The 16,268-nt window shown below is 66.6% G+C and carries 13 protein-coding genes and 6 pseudogenes; 9 read left to right on the plus strand and 10 right to left on the minus strand.

The window, feature by feature from the left end:
* Positions 1-229: 229 nt before the first annotated feature.
* Positions 230-484, minus strand: a pseudogene (locus BN1555_RS41200) (transposase); the annotation flags it as partial.
* Between the two features lie 183 nt (positions 485-667).
* Between BN1555_RS41200 and BN1555_RS36335 the strand changes: the two are divergent.
* The gene (locus tag BN1555_RS36335) at positions 668-1,831 is read left to right on the plus strand and encodes an ISAs1 family transposase (protein ID WP_093804205.1); all 1,164 of its coding nucleotides are present in this window, start codon (positions 668-670) and stop codon (positions 1,829-1,831) included.
* Between the two features lie 314 nt (positions 1,832-2,145).
* Positions 2,146-3,069: a hypothetical protein gene (locus tag BN1555_RS36340; RefSeq protein ID WP_093804206.1), complete on the plus strand. Its 924-nt coding sequence runs from the start codon at positions 2,146-2,148 to the stop codon at positions 3,067-3,069.
* A 207-nt stretch (positions 3,070-3,276) separates the two neighbouring features.
* Here the strand turns inward: BN1555_RS36340 and BN1555_RS41205 are convergent, their stop codons facing one another.
* The 3 genes and pseudogenes from BN1555_RS41205 to BN1555_RS36355 all read right to left on the minus strand — a co-directional run bounded on the left by BN1555_RS41205 (position 3,277) and on the right by BN1555_RS36355 (position 4,797).
* The gene (locus BN1555_RS41205) at positions 3,277-3,549 is read right to left on the minus strand and encodes a hypothetical protein (RefSeq protein WP_255306580.1); all 273 of its coding nucleotides are present in this window, start codon (positions 3,547-3,549) and stop codon (positions 3,277-3,279) included.
* Positions 3,550-3,653: 104 nt separating this feature from the next.
* Positions 3,654-4,445: pseudogene (locus tag BN1555_RS36350) on the minus strand (transposase); the annotation flags it as partial.
* Positions 4,446-4,572: 127 nt separating this feature from the next.
* A complete protein-coding gene (locus BN1555_RS36355; protein WP_093804207.1) occupies positions 4,573-4,797 on the minus strand; it encodes a hypothetical protein in 225 nt (74 codons plus the stop codon).
* A gap of 1,016 nt (positions 4,798-5,813) precedes the next feature.
* Here BN1555_RS36355 and BN1555_RS36360 point away from each other — a divergent pair.
* From BN1555_RS36360 to BN1555_RS36370, 3 genes and pseudogenes are all read left to right on the plus strand, one after another.
* A pseudogene (locus BN1555_RS36360) lies at positions 5,814-7,059 on the plus strand (IS110 family transposase).
* A gap of 147 nt (positions 7,060-7,206) precedes the next feature.
* Positions 7,207-7,458: an antitoxin MazE7 gene (locus tag BN1555_RS36365; RefSeq protein WP_093804208.1), complete on the plus strand. Its 252-nt coding sequence runs from the start codon at positions 7,207-7,209 to the stop codon at positions 7,456-7,458.
* A 4-nt stretch (positions 7,459-7,462) separates the two neighbouring features.
* Positions 7,463-7,834: a toxin Doc gene (locus BN1555_RS36370; RefSeq protein WP_093804209.1), complete on the plus strand. Its 372-nt coding sequence runs from the start codon at positions 7,463-7,465 to the stop codon at positions 7,832-7,834.
* Between the two features lies 1 nt (position 7,835).
* On the opposite strand, the gene BN1555_RS36375 is transcribed toward BN1555_RS36370, so the two are convergent.
* Positions 7,836-8,813, minus strand: a complete 978-nt coding sequence (locus BN1555_RS36375) for a transcriptional regulator (RefSeq protein WP_093804210.1) — start codon at positions 8,811-8,813, stop codon at positions 7,836-7,838.
* Positions 8,814-8,921: 108 nt separating this feature from the next.
* Between BN1555_RS36375 and BN1555_RS36380 the strand changes: the two genes are divergently transcribed.
* A protein-coding gene (locus tag BN1555_RS36380) for an IS5 family transposase (RefSeq protein ID WP_176710390.1) occupies positions 8,922-9,718 on the plus strand; the annotation gives its coding sequence in 2 pieces (ribosomal slippage) (positions 8,922-9,255 and positions 9,255-9,718; 798 coding nt in all).
* A 78-nt stretch (positions 9,719-9,796) separates the two neighbouring features.
* Here BN1555_RS36380 and BN1555_RS36385 read toward each other — a convergent pair.
* Positions 9,797-10,273: pseudogene (locus BN1555_RS36385) on the minus strand (XRE family transcriptional regulator).
* A 73-nt stretch (positions 10,274-10,346) separates the two neighbouring features.
* On the opposite strand from BN1555_RS36385, the gene BN1555_RS36390 reads away from it, so the two are divergent.
* The gene (locus BN1555_RS36390; RefSeq protein ID WP_255306574.1) at positions 10,347-11,006 is read left to right on the plus strand and encodes an ISAs1 family transposase; all 660 of its coding nucleotides are present in this window, start codon (positions 10,347-10,349) and stop codon (positions 11,004-11,006) included.
* 425 nt (positions 11,007-11,431) lie between these two features.
* Here the strand turns inward: BN1555_RS36390 and BN1555_RS36395 are convergent, their stop codons facing one another.
* The 3 genes from BN1555_RS36395 to BN1555_RS38670 form a co-directional block, all read right to left on the minus strand.
* Positions 11,432-12,433 carry a caspase family protein gene (locus tag BN1555_RS36395; RefSeq protein ID WP_093804213.1) on the minus strand — a complete coding sequence of 334 codons (1,002 nt, stop codon included), beginning with the start codon at positions 12,431-12,433 and terminating at the stop codon, positions 11,432-11,434.
* Positions 12,430-12,843, minus strand: a complete 414-nt coding sequence (locus BN1555_RS36400; RefSeq protein ID WP_093804214.1) for a TIR domain-containing protein — start codon at positions 12,841-12,843, stop codon at positions 12,430-12,432. Before BN1555_RS36400 ends, BN1555_RS36395 begins: the two co-directional genes overlap by 4 nt.
* Before the next feature lie 266 nt (positions 12,844-13,109).
* On the minus strand, positions 13,110-13,793 hold the full coding sequence (locus BN1555_RS38670; RefSeq protein WP_141662982.1) for a DUF6338 family protein: 684 nt from the start codon (positions 13,791-13,793) through the stop codon (positions 13,110-13,112).
* A 519-nt stretch (positions 13,794-14,312) separates the two neighbouring features.
* On the opposite strand from BN1555_RS38670, the gene BN1555_RS36410 reads away from it, so the two are divergent.
* Complete coding sequence (locus BN1555_RS36410; RefSeq protein WP_093804216.1) at positions 14,313-15,299, plus strand: toll/interleukin-1 receptor domain-containing protein; 987 nt, start codon at positions 14,313-14,315, stop codon at positions 15,297-15,299.
* 137 nt (positions 15,300-15,436) lie between these two features.
* A pseudogene (locus tag BN1555_RS41210) lies at positions 15,437-15,655 on the plus strand (hypothetical protein); the annotation flags it as partial.
* Positions 15,656-15,697: 42 nt separating this feature from the next.
* On the opposite strand, the pseudogene BN1555_RS36425 reads toward BN1555_RS41210, so the two are convergent.
* Positions 15,698-16,256: pseudogene (locus tag BN1555_RS36425) on the minus strand (XRE family transcriptional regulator).
* Positions 16,257-16,268: the final 12 nt, after the last annotated feature.

Genomic DNA, 16,268 nt, shown 5'->3' on the forward strand with positions numbered 1-16,268 from the left:
GTCGATGAACGTAAGGCTGCGGCATCCGCCGTGCCATCGATGTAGAGGCATCGCCCGACTCGCGCCTGCATCTGAAAAACCGTCTCGCGCCTTCGAATTGAACCCATGGTCGCGGCACGGCAGGTGGTCCGCCGGCTGCTACGCGGATATCGCAGCACTCACCCTCTGCAGACGTCGATCCAGTCCTTGCCATCCTTCAGAAACGGAATGAAGACACCACACTCTTCTCCTAGTGTCCTGCGCCGGGAATTCGATCAAGATATGAGGCGAGGCGTTCGAGGATCTCGTCGGCGCTCTTCGTCCAGGCGAAGGGGCGTGGTTCTCGTTCCAGGTCTTGATCCAGTCCCGGATGTCCTTCTCCAGTGCCTGGAGAGACTTGTGGGTACCGCGCCGTATCCGCTGGTCCGTCAGGAGTTCCGAACCATCGCTCGATCTGGTTGAGCCAGGATGAGTAGGTAGGGGTGAAGTGCATGTGGAACCGGGGGTGGGTCTCAGGGTCCCTTGCATGATCAGTTCTGTCTGGAACGTCGGGTTGGTTCGCGGTTGGGGTGGGGTGTCCCGGTCCGGGGGGAGGCGAACGCAGTGCAGGCACGGTCTCGGTGATCATGTGAGTGTCGAAGTCCCATGAACACTTGGTGAGTCCGTGCCTGCTCCTCCATCTTCTCTCATGCCCTCCGCGCTGGATCAACTGGCTCAGGCCACTGCACCGGCCCCGCTGACGGACGCACTGTGTCTGTCGCAGTTCCTGGAGACGATGCCCGACCCGCGAGGTCTTCGCGGACGCCGCTACCTGCTGTCCGCCCTGCTCGCAGCGGCCGCGGCGAGCGTCCTGGCCGGCGCCCGCTCACTGACCGCGATCACGGAATGGGTCACGGATGCCCCGTCCTGGGCCTGCCGGGCCCTCGGTTTCCCCGTCGATCGGCTGACCGGCTCCGTATCGGTCCCGCATCCCCACACCCTGCGCCGTCTCCTGGTCCAGCTCGACGGCGACACCCCGGACCGGGCGATCGGCGCCTTCCTCGCCGCCCGGGCCACCCCGGCCGAGCCCGGGCTGCGGGCGATCGCCGTCGACGGCAAGGCCCTGCGCGGCTCGCGCACCGCCACGGCCACGCACGTCACCCTGCTCGCCGCGATGGACCACAGCGGCAGCGTTCTCGCCCAGTGTCAGATCGCCGACAGGAGCAACGAAATACCCGCCTTCCAGCCCCTGTTGGACAACATCGATCTCACCGGCAGCGTGATCACCGCCGATGCCCTGCACACCCAGCACACCCACGGCACTTACCTCCGCGCCCGCGGCGCCCACTACACCGCCCAGGTCAAGGCCAATCACCCCGGCCTGTTCGATCGCGTCCGCCGCCTGCCCTGGCAGGAGATCACCCTCGACCATTACGAGCGCACCCGCGCCCACCACCGCAAGGAGATCCGGCGTCTCAAGACCGCCTCCTTCGCGCACATCGACTACCCCGACGCCCGCCAGGCCCTCCAGGCCGTGCGCTGGAGGAAGGACCTCACCAGCGGAAAGCTCACCATCGAGCGCGTCCACCTGATCACCAGCCTGCCGCCGGGAGCCGTGAGCGGCACTCAGCTCGCCGCATGGATCAGAGGGCACTGGAAGATCGAAAATCTCCTGCACCACGTCCGGGACCGCACCTTCCACGAAGACGACTCCAAGATCCATATCGGCCGGCTCCCGCGCGTCATGGCCGGTCTGCGCAATCTCGCCATCGGCATCCACCGCCAGGACGGCCACACCAACATCGCCGCCGCGCTACGTCACGCCGCCCGCGATTGCCACCGCCCCCTGACCGCCCTCGGCCTCGCCGGATGAACCCGGACAGAACTGATCATGCAACGGACCCTGCCCTGGAGTGGCGAAGCTGAAAACGCTCATTGATTAAGCGCGCAGGTCAGAGCGTTGCCTTACCGTCCGGCAGAGGCAGCTGCTGGGGCTCCGCCACGCTGCGTCGTGTCGCCCGTGCCCGCGTTGGCGAAGCTGCTGATCGGTCAGCGTGCCCCGCGTTCTTGCCTGGTGCGGTGTCCGTCCTGCACCTGCAGAATCCCGCCGCGGATTGGGCGGCGGGGTTCTGTGCTGAGTACGCGAACTCATGTGCGTTCAGGACGTCGGCTGACAGGATCCGCGGTATGACGAGTAGCAGAGGGGCACTGACGGCCCTGCACCTCTTCCTGGTCTGGGCGACGATGACGGCCGCGGTACCGACGCTCGGCTTCGGTCTGCTGATGATGGCCTGGGGTGGTGGGACCGCTGCGGTGGTGCTGCTCTTCGCGTTGGGTGTGCCGCTGGCGGTGGGCCTGCTGGCCATGGCGGGCATACCGGCGCGGACCGTGGTGCCGCTGTGCGGCTCCGTGCCGCAGCGGCTCGGCTGGGCGATGCTGGTCTTCGTCCTTGGCACGCTTGGCGTCCTGGCAGCTCTGGCCGCTTACCATGAGGACGTCGATCTGGGGAGCGCCAGTACCCGGATCGTGCTGACGGGGACTCCGTACGGCGTGGCCGCGGCGTTCTTCGTGCCGAACCGGTGGGTGCGGCTGGGCGCGGTGGCCGCGCTGGCGGCCGGGACGGCCTATGGGGGCTTCATCGGCCCGGCCCAGGCGCAGCAGCGCCAGCACGATGCGGAGGTCGCGCGGTACCAGGAGCATCCGGAGTTGCTGTACCTGGGCGCTGCCCCGCCCGGCATGCGGGTGTCCCGCGCCGAGGTCGGCCCCGCCTCCTTCATCGTCGACTACCGCGGCGTCCGGGAGGACGAGTTCGCGTACGTGAGCCTCACGGTGCGCTCGCCGCTCACGCCGGCACCCCGATGCCGCGAACTCGTGGGGAAGGACGTGACCTGCACGGTAGACGAGCACGGCGAAATGCGCGTGGTCCGCACCTTCCCCGGCGGCGAACGCGCCGTGACCCTCATCCGCCGCCACCGGAACGCGGTGGCCGAGGTCACCAGCCAGACCCTCGACGAACCCGGGCTACGCCGCATCCTGAACACTCTGCACCCACTGTCGAACACAGAGCTGGAAAAACTGATGCGGGAAAAGAAAATCGACCACAGGCTCTGAACCATGCGCGCCCCGGACCTCTGACACCAAAACCTGACACGCTTGACCACCGGTGAGAAATGCGCCACCCACCGGCCTCCGCTGCGAGAGACCAGGTGCGGCGCACAACTCGGTGACGATCGTGAACCAGGTGGTCACCATCCCCGCCGCCATGGCCGGCGGCACCATCACGTACGTGGTCTGGCCGTGCGCCATGCCGTTGCGGATCTACTGGCCGCAGCCGAAGTATTCCGCCTGCCGGGCCGTCAGGATCCCAGCATCGGCGCCCTGCCTGATGAACTTCTGCAACGGCTTGCTGCCCGAGCCTGGGATGCGGTCGCGCAGCATGACCTCCACCGCGATCAGGGAGTGCATGACCGCCACGGTGGAGAACTCGTAGCAGTAGTACGACTGGCGCAGCAGCTCGCGCGCCGTACGCAGGACCGCCGCCGCCTCGGGCACGCCGTCGGGCACGACCAGGTCCCAGGCGAGGTCGTGCATGCCGGCGTAGCTGCCGACGAAGTCGTGGGCGAGTTCGTCCGGGACCGGGAACGGCAGCCGCTACGTGTCATCCCCGCGGCCCCAGCGGCATACTCCGGACGGCAACGCCTTTCCACTTCGCCCTCCACCAGATGGAACTGCTGGACCCACACCTGCCGCAAGACCTCCACCTGCGGCAGTACCCGCAGCATCGAAGGCGCGTCATCCGTCCAGATCATGCTCAGCAGACACATGCCGTCCGCCCCGATCCGGCGGCCTACTTCGTCCCGCTTGGTGCGGGGCTTGGGGAAGCGGGACTCCTCGATCCGGGTCGCGTAATGCGTGAACCAGTCCGGCAGAGCGCGGGCGCGGAGCCAGTCCGGCTCGGCGCGGGCCACCGCGTTCAGTGCCGTCCGCAAGGTCTCGCCGACCAGCTCCAGCCAGTTGAGTTCGCGCGCGGAGGAGAGCACATGCGTGGAGTCCGTCCGTGCCTTCCCGCCGGCCGCGACCAGCCCCCGTTCCTGGGCCGCGACCAGGATCGCGCCTAGGACGCACCGTCCGGCACCCCCGCCGATCAGACGGTCTCTGAATTCCGAGAGCACCGAGAAGTTGAAGCCTGGATCGGTCAATTCCAGCCCCAGCGCGAACTTCCAGTCGATCCGGGCCCGCACTGCCTCAGCGGCTTGCCGGTCGGTCAGCCCCTCGACGAACTGCAACACCAGCACCATCGCCAGACGCCCCGGTGACCAGGCCGGCTTCCCCCGCGCCGGGAACAGATCCGCGAACTGCTCGTCTGTGAACAGAACACCCAGCTCATCCCGGACCCGGATCGCCAGGCTGCCCTTGGAGAAGGCCGCGCGGGCCACCCGCTCAGTCTCCACCGGAACTTCTGCCGACCCCCACAGCTGCAACGACACCGACACCCTCCCCATACGCCGACGTCGGCCTTCAAGACCACAACCAGGTCTTGAAGGCCGACGTCACGCAGGGAGCCGGATTAACCAACAGCGTCGGGCGATCCTGTCCGGCCCCGCTGGTGTGTGGTCAGCCGAAGTCGAGCGTCTCCTGTGTGAAGTCGGCCGGGACCGGACGGGGCCAGGGCGGCGGTGCGCCGTCCTGGCGTGCGGCCTTCCAGCGCTCGGTCAGCTCGTCCTTCCACCCCTTCGGCGGAGGCCATGGGACGCCCCAGGCGACGAGCTGGGCTCTGCTGTAGCCGCCCTTGTGTGAGCGGGCGGCTTCGATCTCTTCAGGTGATGGGAGTTCCGCCATGGACAGTGAAGGCTCCGTGTTCAGAAGTTGTCCCGCGAAGCGGTGTTGGAAAAGCGAAAGGTCCGTTGCCTTGCTCAGCGGGAGCCACCCCTCAGGCATCGGGACGCTCGCAAGCGTTGGGGGTTCTGCCCCGACGGGAGCGTAGAACACCTCGGCAGGCTCCTCCCACACGGTCGACTTCAAGGCGGCCCGCTCGTCGAAGACCGCCGGCCGGGGCATTCCTGGCGCGATGCGCGAGGTGCGGGGAGGACACGGCGAAGCTGGTCGAGCAGGGTCGGACAGCACTTCCTCGGACCGCTCGGCAGTCAGTGGCCACGACAGACCGAACGCACGCGGTACGTCGTAGACGGGATACCAGAGCGAGTCCTTCCCAAGGCCGCTGCGCTCGGCCAACATCGTGCGCAGGTCGTCCTCGCTCACCGAAGCAGCAGTTGCCACGCGGATTCCCGTCTCCCCCAACTACGCACCAGCGGCGCAGCTCCGACGGGAGCCTACTCACCGGTCTGCCCCGGCGTCCTTCCCTCAGGAGAATGACGATCTGGCGGGCCTGACCGCATACAGGAAGCCTGGCGGGCGTCATTCACCGCGCGCACCGGGCGGGTTGCGGCGTACCGGCCGGACACGCGATCGACGTCAGCAAGCAGGACCCGCTGGACGCCGTGCCGCTCTTCGGCTGATCCCTGGAGGAACGAAACGATCAATAAATATGCAGGTCAGCGATCCAGCGCACCTTCGGTGCGCGCCGGGGGCGTGGTAAATCCCGTGGCGCGCGCCGGAGGTGCTTCTGTCTGCCCTGACGCGGGCTGGTCTCGGTTCGGGATCGTGGTGGGGTTCGTTCCGGCCGAAACCGATGCCTCTGTGATGCCCCTGAGCTCGCAGGTCAGCGTGGTGCTGGGGGCCGTCCACGGGAACCGTGGAGTGTTGCTGCGAAGCACGTGCGTCAGAATTCCTGATTCACCCTGGCCCTCCCGGAACGGCATACGACGGGTCCGTCAGCCAGGGAGGGAGCAAGTGCCGTGGACGTGCTGCACGAACGCTGCGCCGGCCTCGACATCAGCAAGAAAGACGCCAAGGCTTGTGTCCGTACCCCGAGTACGAAGCGGCGGGGGTCTTTCACAACGGAGACCACGACGTGGGGATCGACGACCAACGCGGTCCTGGATCTGCGGGACCATCTGCTCGCCGCACGGGTGACGCTGGTGGTGATCGAGGCGACGTCGGACTACTGGAAGCCCTTCTACTACGTGCTGGCCGAGGGCTTGAACGTGATCCTGGTCAACGCCCGGCAGGTCAAGAACCTGCCCGGCCGCAAGACGGACGTCTCGGACGCGGCCTGGCTGGCCCAACTCGGCGCCCACGGCCTGGTCCGGCCCTCCTTCGTGCCGCCCGAACCGGTCCGTGAACTACGGGACCTCACTCGCGCCCGGACCACCGCCACCCGCGAACGGAGCCGTGTGGTCCAGCGGCTGGAGAAGCTGCTGGAAGACACCGGCATCAAACTCTCCGCGGTCGCCGCCGACATCATGGGCGTCTCCGGCCGGGCCATGCTCGAAGCCCTCATCCGCGGCGAAGCCGACCCGCACGTCCTCGCGGACCTGGCCAAACGCAAGCTCCGCAACAAGATCCCCGAACTCACCGAGGCCCTGACCGGACGCTTCCGCGAGCACCACGCGTTCCTGGCCCGCCTCCACCTGGACCAGTACGACCAGCTCACCGTCATGATCGACCAGCTCACCGGGCGCATCGAGGAGGCGATGGCACCCTTTCGTGGCGCCCTCGACCTGCTCGACACCGTCCCTGGCATCAATCAGCACGTCGCCGAGGTGATCATCGCGGAGACCGGCGGGGACATGACCCGGTTCGCGACGGCCAAGCACCTCGCTTCCTGGGCCGGAGTCTGCCCCGGCCACCACGAGTCCGCCGGCCGCACCAAGAACACCAAGGTCCGGCCCGGCAACCCCTACCTCAAAGGCGCCCTCGGCCTCGCCGCGTTCGGCGCGGTCAAGAACCAAGGACACCTACCTCGCCGCCCGCTACAAACGGCTCACCGCCCGCCGCGGCCCCCTGCGGGCCCTCGTCGCCGTCGAACACTCGATCATCACCGCGATCTGGCACATGCTCACCGACAACGTCGCCTATCAAGAGCTCGGCGGCGACTACTTCACCCGCCGCGACCCCGAACGCGCCACCCGCCGGGCCATCACCCAGCTCAACCAGCTCGGCTACACCGTCACTCTCAACCCAAGGGAGACCGCAGCCTGACCGGCAGACCCGGACACCCGCCAGCCCTCAACGGCCAGCGGGCACCCAGTCCTGCCCACACCCACCCTGACCTGCTGCTATTTACGCGTCAGAGCGATATCTGGCGCGAGGTAGTCACAGTGGTATGCCAGGCGGCATACTCGAACCATGGCAGACACCAGCGTCAAGATCGACGACATCACCAGGGACCGGCTGAAGGCTCTGGCCGACGGTGCGGGCATGTCCATGAAGGACTATCTCGCCAAGGTGGCCGCGGAGAAGGAGCACGAGAAGCTGCTCGACACCGCCACGGCTGTGTTCCGCCGCGTCATCGGCGAGCCTGGCATCCTGGACCGGTTCGACGCCGACTTCGGCGGGCTCCCGCCGGCGGCCGCGCATGAGACCCCGCGGGCGGCCTGAACCTGTGGAACTGCTCGTCGACTACCGGTGGCTCCTGGCACGCCAGGAAGACATCCTGCGCACCGACCTCACCGTCAACGACCTCTCCGTACTCGTCGGCATGGCGGCCAGGCACCGGGTGAACACCCCGCGCCTGGACCACACCGACCCGGACGCCTTCTGGCGGGCCGCCGTGTTCCTGCAGGAGTGCGTACTGCTGCGCCCGCTTCCCGCCCGCAACGAGGCCTACGGCTACGGCGTCGCCATCGCCTACCTGGAGGCCTCTGGCAAGCGGGTGGATGCGACGTACGAACGGTGGCGCGACCTGGTCTATGAAATCCGCGCGCTGCGCGTGGACGTGTACGACATCGCGGCCCGCCTGCGGTCCTGGGCGTAGGTCAGGCGGCACTCGAACCGAGGGCTGCGGCCAGCTCGCGTACTCCAGTTACCTGGGCGTGCCGCGAGCGCAGGTCGGTAACGATCTTCCGGATCGCGGGCCGGTCGCGGACTTCGCCCGGCGAGATGCGCAGGGCGGACAGCAACTCGGTGGCCGTCTGCTCCGGCTTGCCCCACTGCCACCATGCCCGGCCGAGGTCGGTGTGCATGCGTCCCTTGCGTTCGGCCGTCTTGAACTGGGCCGCACGCAGGCCGCGGCCGGCTTCGAGGGCGGCGCCCGCGTCACCGAGCGCCCAGTTGACGCCGACGGCGTACAAATCGACGGCGGCCGGGGTGATGGGGAACAGCCGGCCCTCGGGTGGATCCTGCGGGAGGTCGCGGGCGGCCCGGGTGGCTTCTTGGATCATTGTCAGAGCCTGGTCCCGGTCGCCGGCCCGCGCCGCGGTGTATGAGGTGGTGCACAGCATCTGCGCGTACGCCGAAGCCTGCGCCCCGGTCTTCAGCCCGGTTCCTTCCATTCTGGAGACCGCGTCGAGGATATGCCGTTGGGCGGCGGCCGGCTGGTCCTGGTGGCGGAGCACGATGCTCAGTTCCCGGGCCGCCGCCGCGGCGACGAGGGGGGAGCCGGACAGCTCGGCGTAGATGGTCGCCCGGTCGGCGCTGAGCCGCGACTGGTCATAGTTGCCGATCTTCGTCAGTACCTGGGAGGTCAGGCTGTAGCACGCCGACAGGCGGGCGAGATCGACCTCCTGACGGCTCTGGGCGGCGCTGCGCGCATCAGCCAGCAGGCCGGGCAGCGCCTTGAGGAGCTTGCTGTGCTGACCGGCGTCGAAATAGCCGCGGGCAGCGGTGATGCGCCTCTCCAGGGGAATGGGCGAGCCCGTGGGGTCCGGCGTGCTGGCGAGCGCGTCCTGAACGCCGGCCAGGAGAGCGGCGGGGGCCGTGAGGCCAGCGGCAGCGAGCAAAGTGCGGCGACGCAAGGGGTCCTCCTCGGCACAGCGTGGCCCGTCCGCCACGACTCTAGCGGCTGGCGTCCCGACTAAGAGGATGTCTCATTTGGATTGATTCGGTAATCTGGTGCCGTGGGGATTGTGGAGCGGTTGGTTCCGGATGAGTTGTGGGTGTTGTTCGAGCGGGTGGTGCCGCCTTCTCCGTCGCGGCCGCAGGGTGGTGGCCGTCGGCGGTACGGGGACCGTGAGGTGCTGGCGGCGATCGTCTTCGTGGCCACGTCGGGGTGTACGTGGCGGCAGCTGCCGCCGTCGTTCGGGCCCTCGGGGCCGACCGCTCACCGGCGGTTCACCGAGTGGAGCAAGGCCCGGGTGTGGGCCAAGCTCCACCGTCTGGTGCTGGATGAACTCGGCGCACGCGGGGAGTTGGACTGGTCGAGGTGCGCGATCGACTCGGTGAGCATGCGGGCCCTGAAAGGGGGGATCTGACGGGTCCGAATCCTGTGGACCGAGGCAAGTCTGGGTCGAAGATCCACTTGATCACCGAACGTTCCGGTCTGCCCATCTCCATCGGCATCTCGGGCGCGAACCTGCACGACAGCCAGGCCCTGGAGCCCATGGTGCGGGGTATCCCGCCCATCCGCTCCCGTCGCGGACCCCGCCGCAGGCGGCCGGCCAAGCTCCACGCCGACAAGGCCTACGACAACCGTCACCCGCGCGGATGGCTCCGATCCCGCGGCATCACCCACCGCATCGCCCGCAAAGGCATCGAGCCCTCGAAGCGTCTTGGCCGCCACCGCTGGACCATCGAGCGCACCATGGCCTGGCTCGGAGGGTGCCGCCGCCTCCACCGCCGCTACGAACGCAAAGCCGACCACTTCCTGGCCTTCACCAGCATCGCCTGCACCCCCATCTGCTACCGCAGACTCGCCAAATGAGACGACCTCTAAGACGCCACGCCCACGAGCCCCGGACCAATGCAGTCCAGGGCTCGCGGGCTGTCCGGGGCGCGGCTGCTAGAGGTCGAACTCGAGGTGTTCGATGTCGGTGAAGCGGACCTCTTCCAGGCTTCCGGCGCGGCGGCCGCCGTCCTGGAAGTAGACCTCCTTGAGGGCTTCGGCGGCGATCTCCCGCAGGCGGTCGTCGCCGGCACCTTGCTCCTGGGCCTCGAAGAGGCGGGCGGCGTGGATCGGGGGCAGGGCGACGGTCAGGTGCCGGATACGGTCCTGGTCCGTCGACCCGATCGGGGCCGTGTAGCCCATGCGGGCGCGGGTGTCGATGACGATGCCGCCCGTGGACGCTGCCTTCGCCTTGGCCTTCGCGCGGATCTGCGGCTGCCACCGCTTCTTCACCTCACGCTCCAGGCGCGCGGCGAGTTCGGGCCGGGGCTTCTTGATCTAGTCCTTCACGTACCGCTCGACGGTGCGCTGGGAGACCCGCAGCAACTGGGCGACCGCCTTGGTGCTCTTGAGCTGCTTGACCAGGTACCGCATCTGTGCGCCGGCCGACTTCGCCCCGCTGCTGGACCAGATCGACCTGCGTGGCGTCGTTGTCACCGCCGATGCGATGCATACCCAGCGCGCCCACGCCGAATACGTCATCACCGCCAGCGGCCACTACCTCCTGGTGGTCAAGGGGAACCAGAAGAAACGGCGCAAGCAACTGCGACACCTGCCCTGGCGCCAGATCCAGCTGCAGGCCCGCACCATCGGGGCCGGGCACGGCCGCCGCGAGGTCCGCCGTCTGAAGGACTGCACCGTCCGCCCCGGCCTGCTCTTCCCGCACGCCGTCCAGGCGATGAAGATCAAGCGCCGCCGCACCAACCGCAAGACCGGCAAGGTCGAGACGAAGACCGTCTACGCGGTCACCAGCCTCCCGCCCGACCAGGCCAGCCCGGCGCAACTCGCCGAACTGGTCCAGAATCACTGGCCAGTCGTGGACCTGCACCATGTCAGAGACGTGACGTTCGGCGAGGACGCCTCGCGAGGACGCACCGGCATCGCACCCCGCGCCATGGCCACCCTGCGCAACCTCGCCGTCGGACTCATGCGCCAAGCAGGCTGGACCAACATCGCCGCCGCAACCGATCGCTACCGGTCACGCCCCAGCACGCTACCGCCATGCTCCGACTCACAGCCTGAGAACGCATCGCCCCTGGGCCTGAGCCCTTTGAGACTATTGCCTTGTAGAGCCCGGTGGCCAAATGACGCGAACGTCTACACCTAGCTTACGAGCATAGGCAACGATATCAGCTGTTCCTCCTTTCCCACCCGCCGGTTTACCGTCCCAAACCGCAAGTAGGATGTCGCTCTGATCAGCTACCTTTTGCCCTGCAGCCAAATAAGCGTCTTCGCTAGGTGTGGAGAAGTTTAGCTCTGTATGAGAGGTAGCCAGCTGGAGTAGAGAGTTGTAAGCCAATCGCGATTCGTCGCTCTGGAAGCTGCTTTCGTAGTATCTACTGGGAATGACGGCATGCAATTTTCCTCCGCTAGCTAGCATGGCCAGTGCGAAGGCCTGGTCTGCTCCTTCCGCGAGACAAGTCACTCCCAGAACATCTTCTTCCATGCCGCTCAACTCTGCCACCATGGCTTCGACGACACGTCGCCGTGTGGCAATGCTCATCGTCTGATGTCCAGTGCACCCGATACGTTTCATAGCACCTTCCTCTTGGCCAGTCTCCAAAAATACTGGCCCATAGGAGTCAAGTAAACCTCTCCGCTCTCCATGGCTACCCAGTAATGGTCACGTTTACCGTCCGTGGTCACAAGGCTGGCGTTGCGCAGCCGTCCGAAGTAGTCAAATTGCTGCTGCTCCAGAGTACCGGGATTGCCGGGAGGAAGAGGTCGACCTTCGCCCTCGTGTTCCGGGCTCAAGCGGACCCGGCTGTCTGCTTGAGGGAAGTGATCGGGCAATTTTCGCAGCATTGTGGCGTCCAGCCATGGTGGACCGATACGGAGAACCACGGGCTCGGTCAGATTCGCCTTGAGGACCGGACGCTGCTGCCATGCGTCAAAAGCTGGGCTTATGTATCCGTAGAGGCTGAGCGCAGTGACTTTTCCGAGGTGGTCTGTGGCTCCTCCTTCGAGTCCGTCCAGGAGAACGCGGGTGAAGGCGCCATGTCCTTCGACCTCCTGCGATGTTTCGATTGCGCGGCTTGCGGCCAAGATGGTGACGTTCTCTCGCAGGACGCTTTTGCTCAGGCGGAAGTTTTCTGACACGGCTGCAGCTTGTTGCCCCGGCATGTTACCCAAGTCTCCGCTGAAGCAGCAGTCGAGTATCAAGGTAGCGCTACGGGCCGGGGAGTCGTTGGCCAGGGTGACCAGGTCGTTCATCGATACGCCCAGCGAATAATCTGTAGCGTCCTGCGTAACGAGGTCAGCACCCCATGGAGTCTGAGCCCCGTGACCGGCGAAAAAGAAGAGCAAGTCCATGTCACGGGAATTGGCGAACAGTTGGGTTAGGGCCTGACGTAGACCGTCTCGCGTGACTTCAGAGCCGCCGTTCTCTCCCGTGATCAGTTGCGTGCGCCAGTTCGGACTGTCATCAGCGTTGACAGAAAGAAGCTTTTCGAGGGCTACGGCATCCGCAACGCACCCTTTCAGGGATTGACCTCCCGGATAATGATCGATCCCTACGATGATGGCCCGCTTCACGCGTTCTTACCTTCACCCATCATTTGCTGGACCGCTGCAGCGATGAGGTCCCACCTCCACGCCATGGTGCGGTTTCGTTGCAGGCCGACCGGAAGCGCGCTGGTGATTCCGGCGTCGTCAACGTAGACGCCGAAAACGGGCACCAGTAGTTCTTTGGCCATGGCGATTTCTTTTACTACGCCGGTCGCAGTCGCCATGTGCCGCCCAACCAGAACGATACACATGTGGGTATGCGCCATCTTCTTCTTGATAAGCGCTTCCCACTGGCTCTGGGGCAGCGTGGTCTTGCTCGACCAGTCTTCGACAGTGAACGGCGCAGGTGAGTCCGATACCGCCTGGCCTGCGAACAGCTTCTTGTGCAGTTCGTTGTGGTCAAAGTCGAAGCTGAGGAACGCGCGCGGATATACCATAGTTTCTCCCTGCTCCCGAGCGGGATCGATGGAGCCTCCCACTAGGCCGAAGGCCCGACAGCGTTTTCATGACCGAGCTGCCGGCCTTGTACAGGACAGAGTTGTAGCTCAGTAGACTCCTCAGAGGGAAGATCCTGAACGTTGTCACCGCACCCGCCAGGATGCATATGTCCCAGAAAGGCGCGATATGATCGATTCATCCAATGCGGCCCAGCCGGATGGACAGCCGAAGACGTCGGACTCGTCCGATACCCGTGGTCACAAGCCTACGAGGCAGCCGGGGCGGACCCCTGCGTCGCCGCCGCCCCCGCCGCCTCCGGCTCAGGGCGGGGGTAACTAACAAACATGGTCACGATCCGACGGGCCGAGATGCATGCCGCCCCCCAGGGGAAGGTCTGCACCTCGGTCGCGCCGGGCGCGCGATACTTCAACGGCTCCACCAGCACTAGGTCTCTGTCTGGGGAGTCGTCTGAGCTGACGTTGAACGACGCCTGCCGCCCCTCGATGTAGGAGCCGTCTTCCAGGACACAGCCGACGATGGGGTCTTCTCCGGGGAACCAGCTGTCGAACATGACCCACCATGCCGACATAGCGGATGCATGAGGTCGCTTTCCTATGATGGCTGCGACCACGGCTGCCAGCGTGCATGAGAACAGCAGCAGACCAGAAGCCCACCAGCCAAGTTGGGCATACTGATCGCGGACATAGCTCCATCCTTCGCGCACAAGGCGACCGACGTCTGGCGTCAGGTCGGGCATAAGGGCGCGTGCTGCCGCGAAAAGTCCGAGCGTCACCAATTCGGTGAGAACGCTGCAGAACACCACCGCTCCGGTTTCCCGGAAAGGCGTAGGCCGACGTTCGCTCCCCCGACGTTCACGGATGACCACGAACGTCAATCCAGGTAGCAGCAGAACGACCAGCAGCACGAGACCGGTGAAGGTGGTGGGCACGCCGGGCCTTTCTCGACGGAGGTGAACGAAGACAGTTCGCCACCGTACAAGCCCTCAGACGCTCTGCCGATGCCGCCCCGGTCCTCAGCGGCCGGCCTCGCCAGCAGAGACAGGCGGGCCTATGTACCGTCACGTGGGGGCAGGAGCAACAAGCGGTGCAGGATGCGGGGTCGAGCTCCGTCGGCTGACCAAGCCAGAGCTGGGGTGCGACACGTAGCTCGGATCGGCGGACCGTAGCGGGGCACACGGGGCAGGCCATCGCGCCGACCGTGACCGACACCAGATAGGACCGCCAAGAATCCTCTGCAATGCGGCCAGAAAGCCGCACGCACGCTCATCTCCATGGCCTTGCCAGATGCTCAGCCGCCGGTACCGTGCCGTGCCGCATGAATGCATGCACCCGCGCGCCGGGCTCCGCCCTGCGTGCTCCCTCCCATGCGCCGGTGTTCGGACGACACACTTCACCCCAATCACCGAGCGCTCCCGCGGGAGAGCACATCACGTTGACGGGGAAGAACCATGCTGGACGACAACGGCAGAGCCGACGACACGACACCAGGACTGCGGCGGGCGGTCTTCCTGTCGTACCGGCGCGCGGATTCCTCAGCTGACACCGCACGGCTCGCCAGTGAGTTGCGCAGGTACCTGGGCAAGGACCAGGTCTATCTGGACATCGATAGCAATGTGCCCGCACAGGACTATGTGAAGCAACTAGAGGAAGCCCTCTCAGCTTCCCGCGCAGTAATCGCGGTCATCGGACCCGGATGGCTGGACTGCCGCGACAAAGAGGGCAGGCTGCGGCTGGCCGATCCGCAGGACTGGAACCGGCGGGAACTGGAGACCGCGTTGCGAAGCGGTCTCCCTCTGGTCCCCGTGCTCGTCGGCGGAGCAACCATGCCCACCGCGCAGCAGCTGCCGCCCACCCTGCAGACGCTGGCGACCGTCCAGGCCACCAAACTCTCCCATGAGGACTGGTCATACGGCTTCAAACGGTTGTTGGAAGACCTGGCCGGTTACGGGGTAATTCCAGCTCCGGAACCGGGTTCTGCCCCGCCCGGCCGGCTGACTCCCTTCACCCACACGTCCTACCGACGGACCCTGAAGGGCGCACGGCACGCCGTCTTCAACGCGGTAGCGGGCGCCGTCGAACAGCTGCGATATCCGATCGTCGACACCAGTGAGGAAAGCGCCCAGGTCCGCTTCCACGCCCGCCGTGTCCGCCCCGTTACCGCGGTGGTACTCGACGCCGAACCCGGACACTCCACTGTGGCACTGGAAGTACCCACCATCAAAGCCAGCGCCGTGATCGGAGCTTCGTTCCTCCTCGTCCCCTTTACCGGGGCCGGGTCGCTGGCAACCATGCCCGCCATAGCCGTGCTGCAACGCAACTTCGCCGCAGGCTTCCTCGACAACGTGGAACGAGTCCTTCACGGGCGAGGAGTCGGCCCCGACTCATCACTGCTCCCCGGAGTCAACGCCTGGCGCCAGCGCAGACGCATGTTATAACCCACAAGCCCGGCCCTCAGCCAGGACGGCCGGCGGTCTGGGCGACGAACAAGCAGGCCGTTGGTCCAGGGGCAAGGCGATGGTCAGGCACAACTTCGTCGTCCTGGCCGGTGTAGCGGTCCGCGCAGACACGGGAAGAGAAGCTGCCCGAGACGGCGGCCGAGCTGTACATGAACGACGCCTCCGACGCCGACCTGGCCGCCGACAAGCTGCCGAAGTCCTCCATCGACGCGGAGTTCTACGAGCTGGAGGCCGGCCGCCACGTCCCGCCGGACCGGGTGTGGTCGGCGTGGCTGTGCGGCGACCACCTCGTGTCCGAGCGGCGCGAGGTGCTGCGGCAGTTCGCCAACGGCGTCCCGCATCGGTCCGGGGCTCGCAGGCTGTTCGGGGCGCGGCTGCTACAGGTCGAACTCCAGGTGCTCGATGTCCGTGAAGCGGACCTCTTCCAGGCTGCCGGCGCGGCGGCCGCCGTCCTGGAAGTAGACCTCCTTGAGCGCTTCGGCCGCGATCTCCTGGAGCCGGGCGTTGCTGGCACCCTGCTCCTGGGCCTCGAAGAGGCGGGCGGCGTAGACGGGCGGCAGAGCGACGGTCAGGTGCCGGATGCGGTCCTGGTCGGTCGACCCGATCGGCGCGACGTAGCCCATGCGGGCCCGGGTGTCGATGACGATGCCGCCGGTCGTCCGCCGCCTTCGCCTTGGCCTTCGCCCTGACCTGCGGCTGCCAGCGCTTCTTCACCTCGCCCTCCAGCCGTGCGGCGAGGTCCGGGCGCGGCTTCTTGATCTGGTCCTTCACGTACCGCTCGACGGTGCGCTGGGAGACCCGCAGCAACTGGGCGACCGCCTTCGTGCCCTTGAACTGCTTGACCAGGTACCGCATCTGCGCGCCCGCGCTCTTGGGTGCCGGGCGGGTGAACGCCTTCTGTACCGCTTTCTCCAGGCCGTCCCCGATCAGGCTCATCGTGGCCTTCTC

Origin of the sequence: Streptomyces sp. Wb2n-11 (assembly GCF_001049855.1) — a bacterium.
GTDB classification, from domain to species: domain Bacteria; phylum Actinomycetota; class Actinomycetes; order Streptomycetales; family Streptomycetaceae; genus Streptomyces; species Streptomyces altiplanensis.

Coding starts and splice junctions, on each gene's coding strand:
- BN1555_RS36335 (WP_093804205.1), top strand. CDS start 668: ATGCCCTCCGCGCTGGATCAACTGGCTCAGGCCACTGCACCGGCCCCG.
- BN1555_RS36340 (WP_093804206.1), top strand. CDS start 2,146: ATGACGAGTAGCAGAGGGGCACTGACGGCCCTGCACCTCTTCCTGGTC.
- BN1555_RS41205 (WP_255306580.1), bottom strand. CDS start 3,549: ATGCACGACCTCGCCTGGGACCTGGTCGTGCCCGACGGCGTGCCCGAG.
- BN1555_RS36355 (WP_093804207.1), bottom strand. CDS start 4,797: ATGGCGGAACTCCCATCACCTGAAGAGATCGAAGCCGCCCGCTCACAC.
- BN1555_RS36365 (WP_093804208.1), top strand. CDS start 7,207: ATGGCAGACACCAGCGTCAAGATCGACGACATCACCAGGGACCGGCTG.
- BN1555_RS36390 (WP_255306574.1), top strand. CDS start 10,347: ATGCATACCCAGCGCGCCCACGCCGAATACGTCATCACCGCCAGCGGC.
- BN1555_RS36400 (WP_093804214.1), bottom strand. CDS start 12,843: ATGGTATATCCGCGCGCGTTCCTCAGCTTCGACTTTGACCACAACGAA.
- BN1555_RS36410 (WP_093804216.1), top strand. CDS start 14,313: ATGCTGGACGACAACGGCAGAGCCGACGACACGACACCAGGACTGCGG.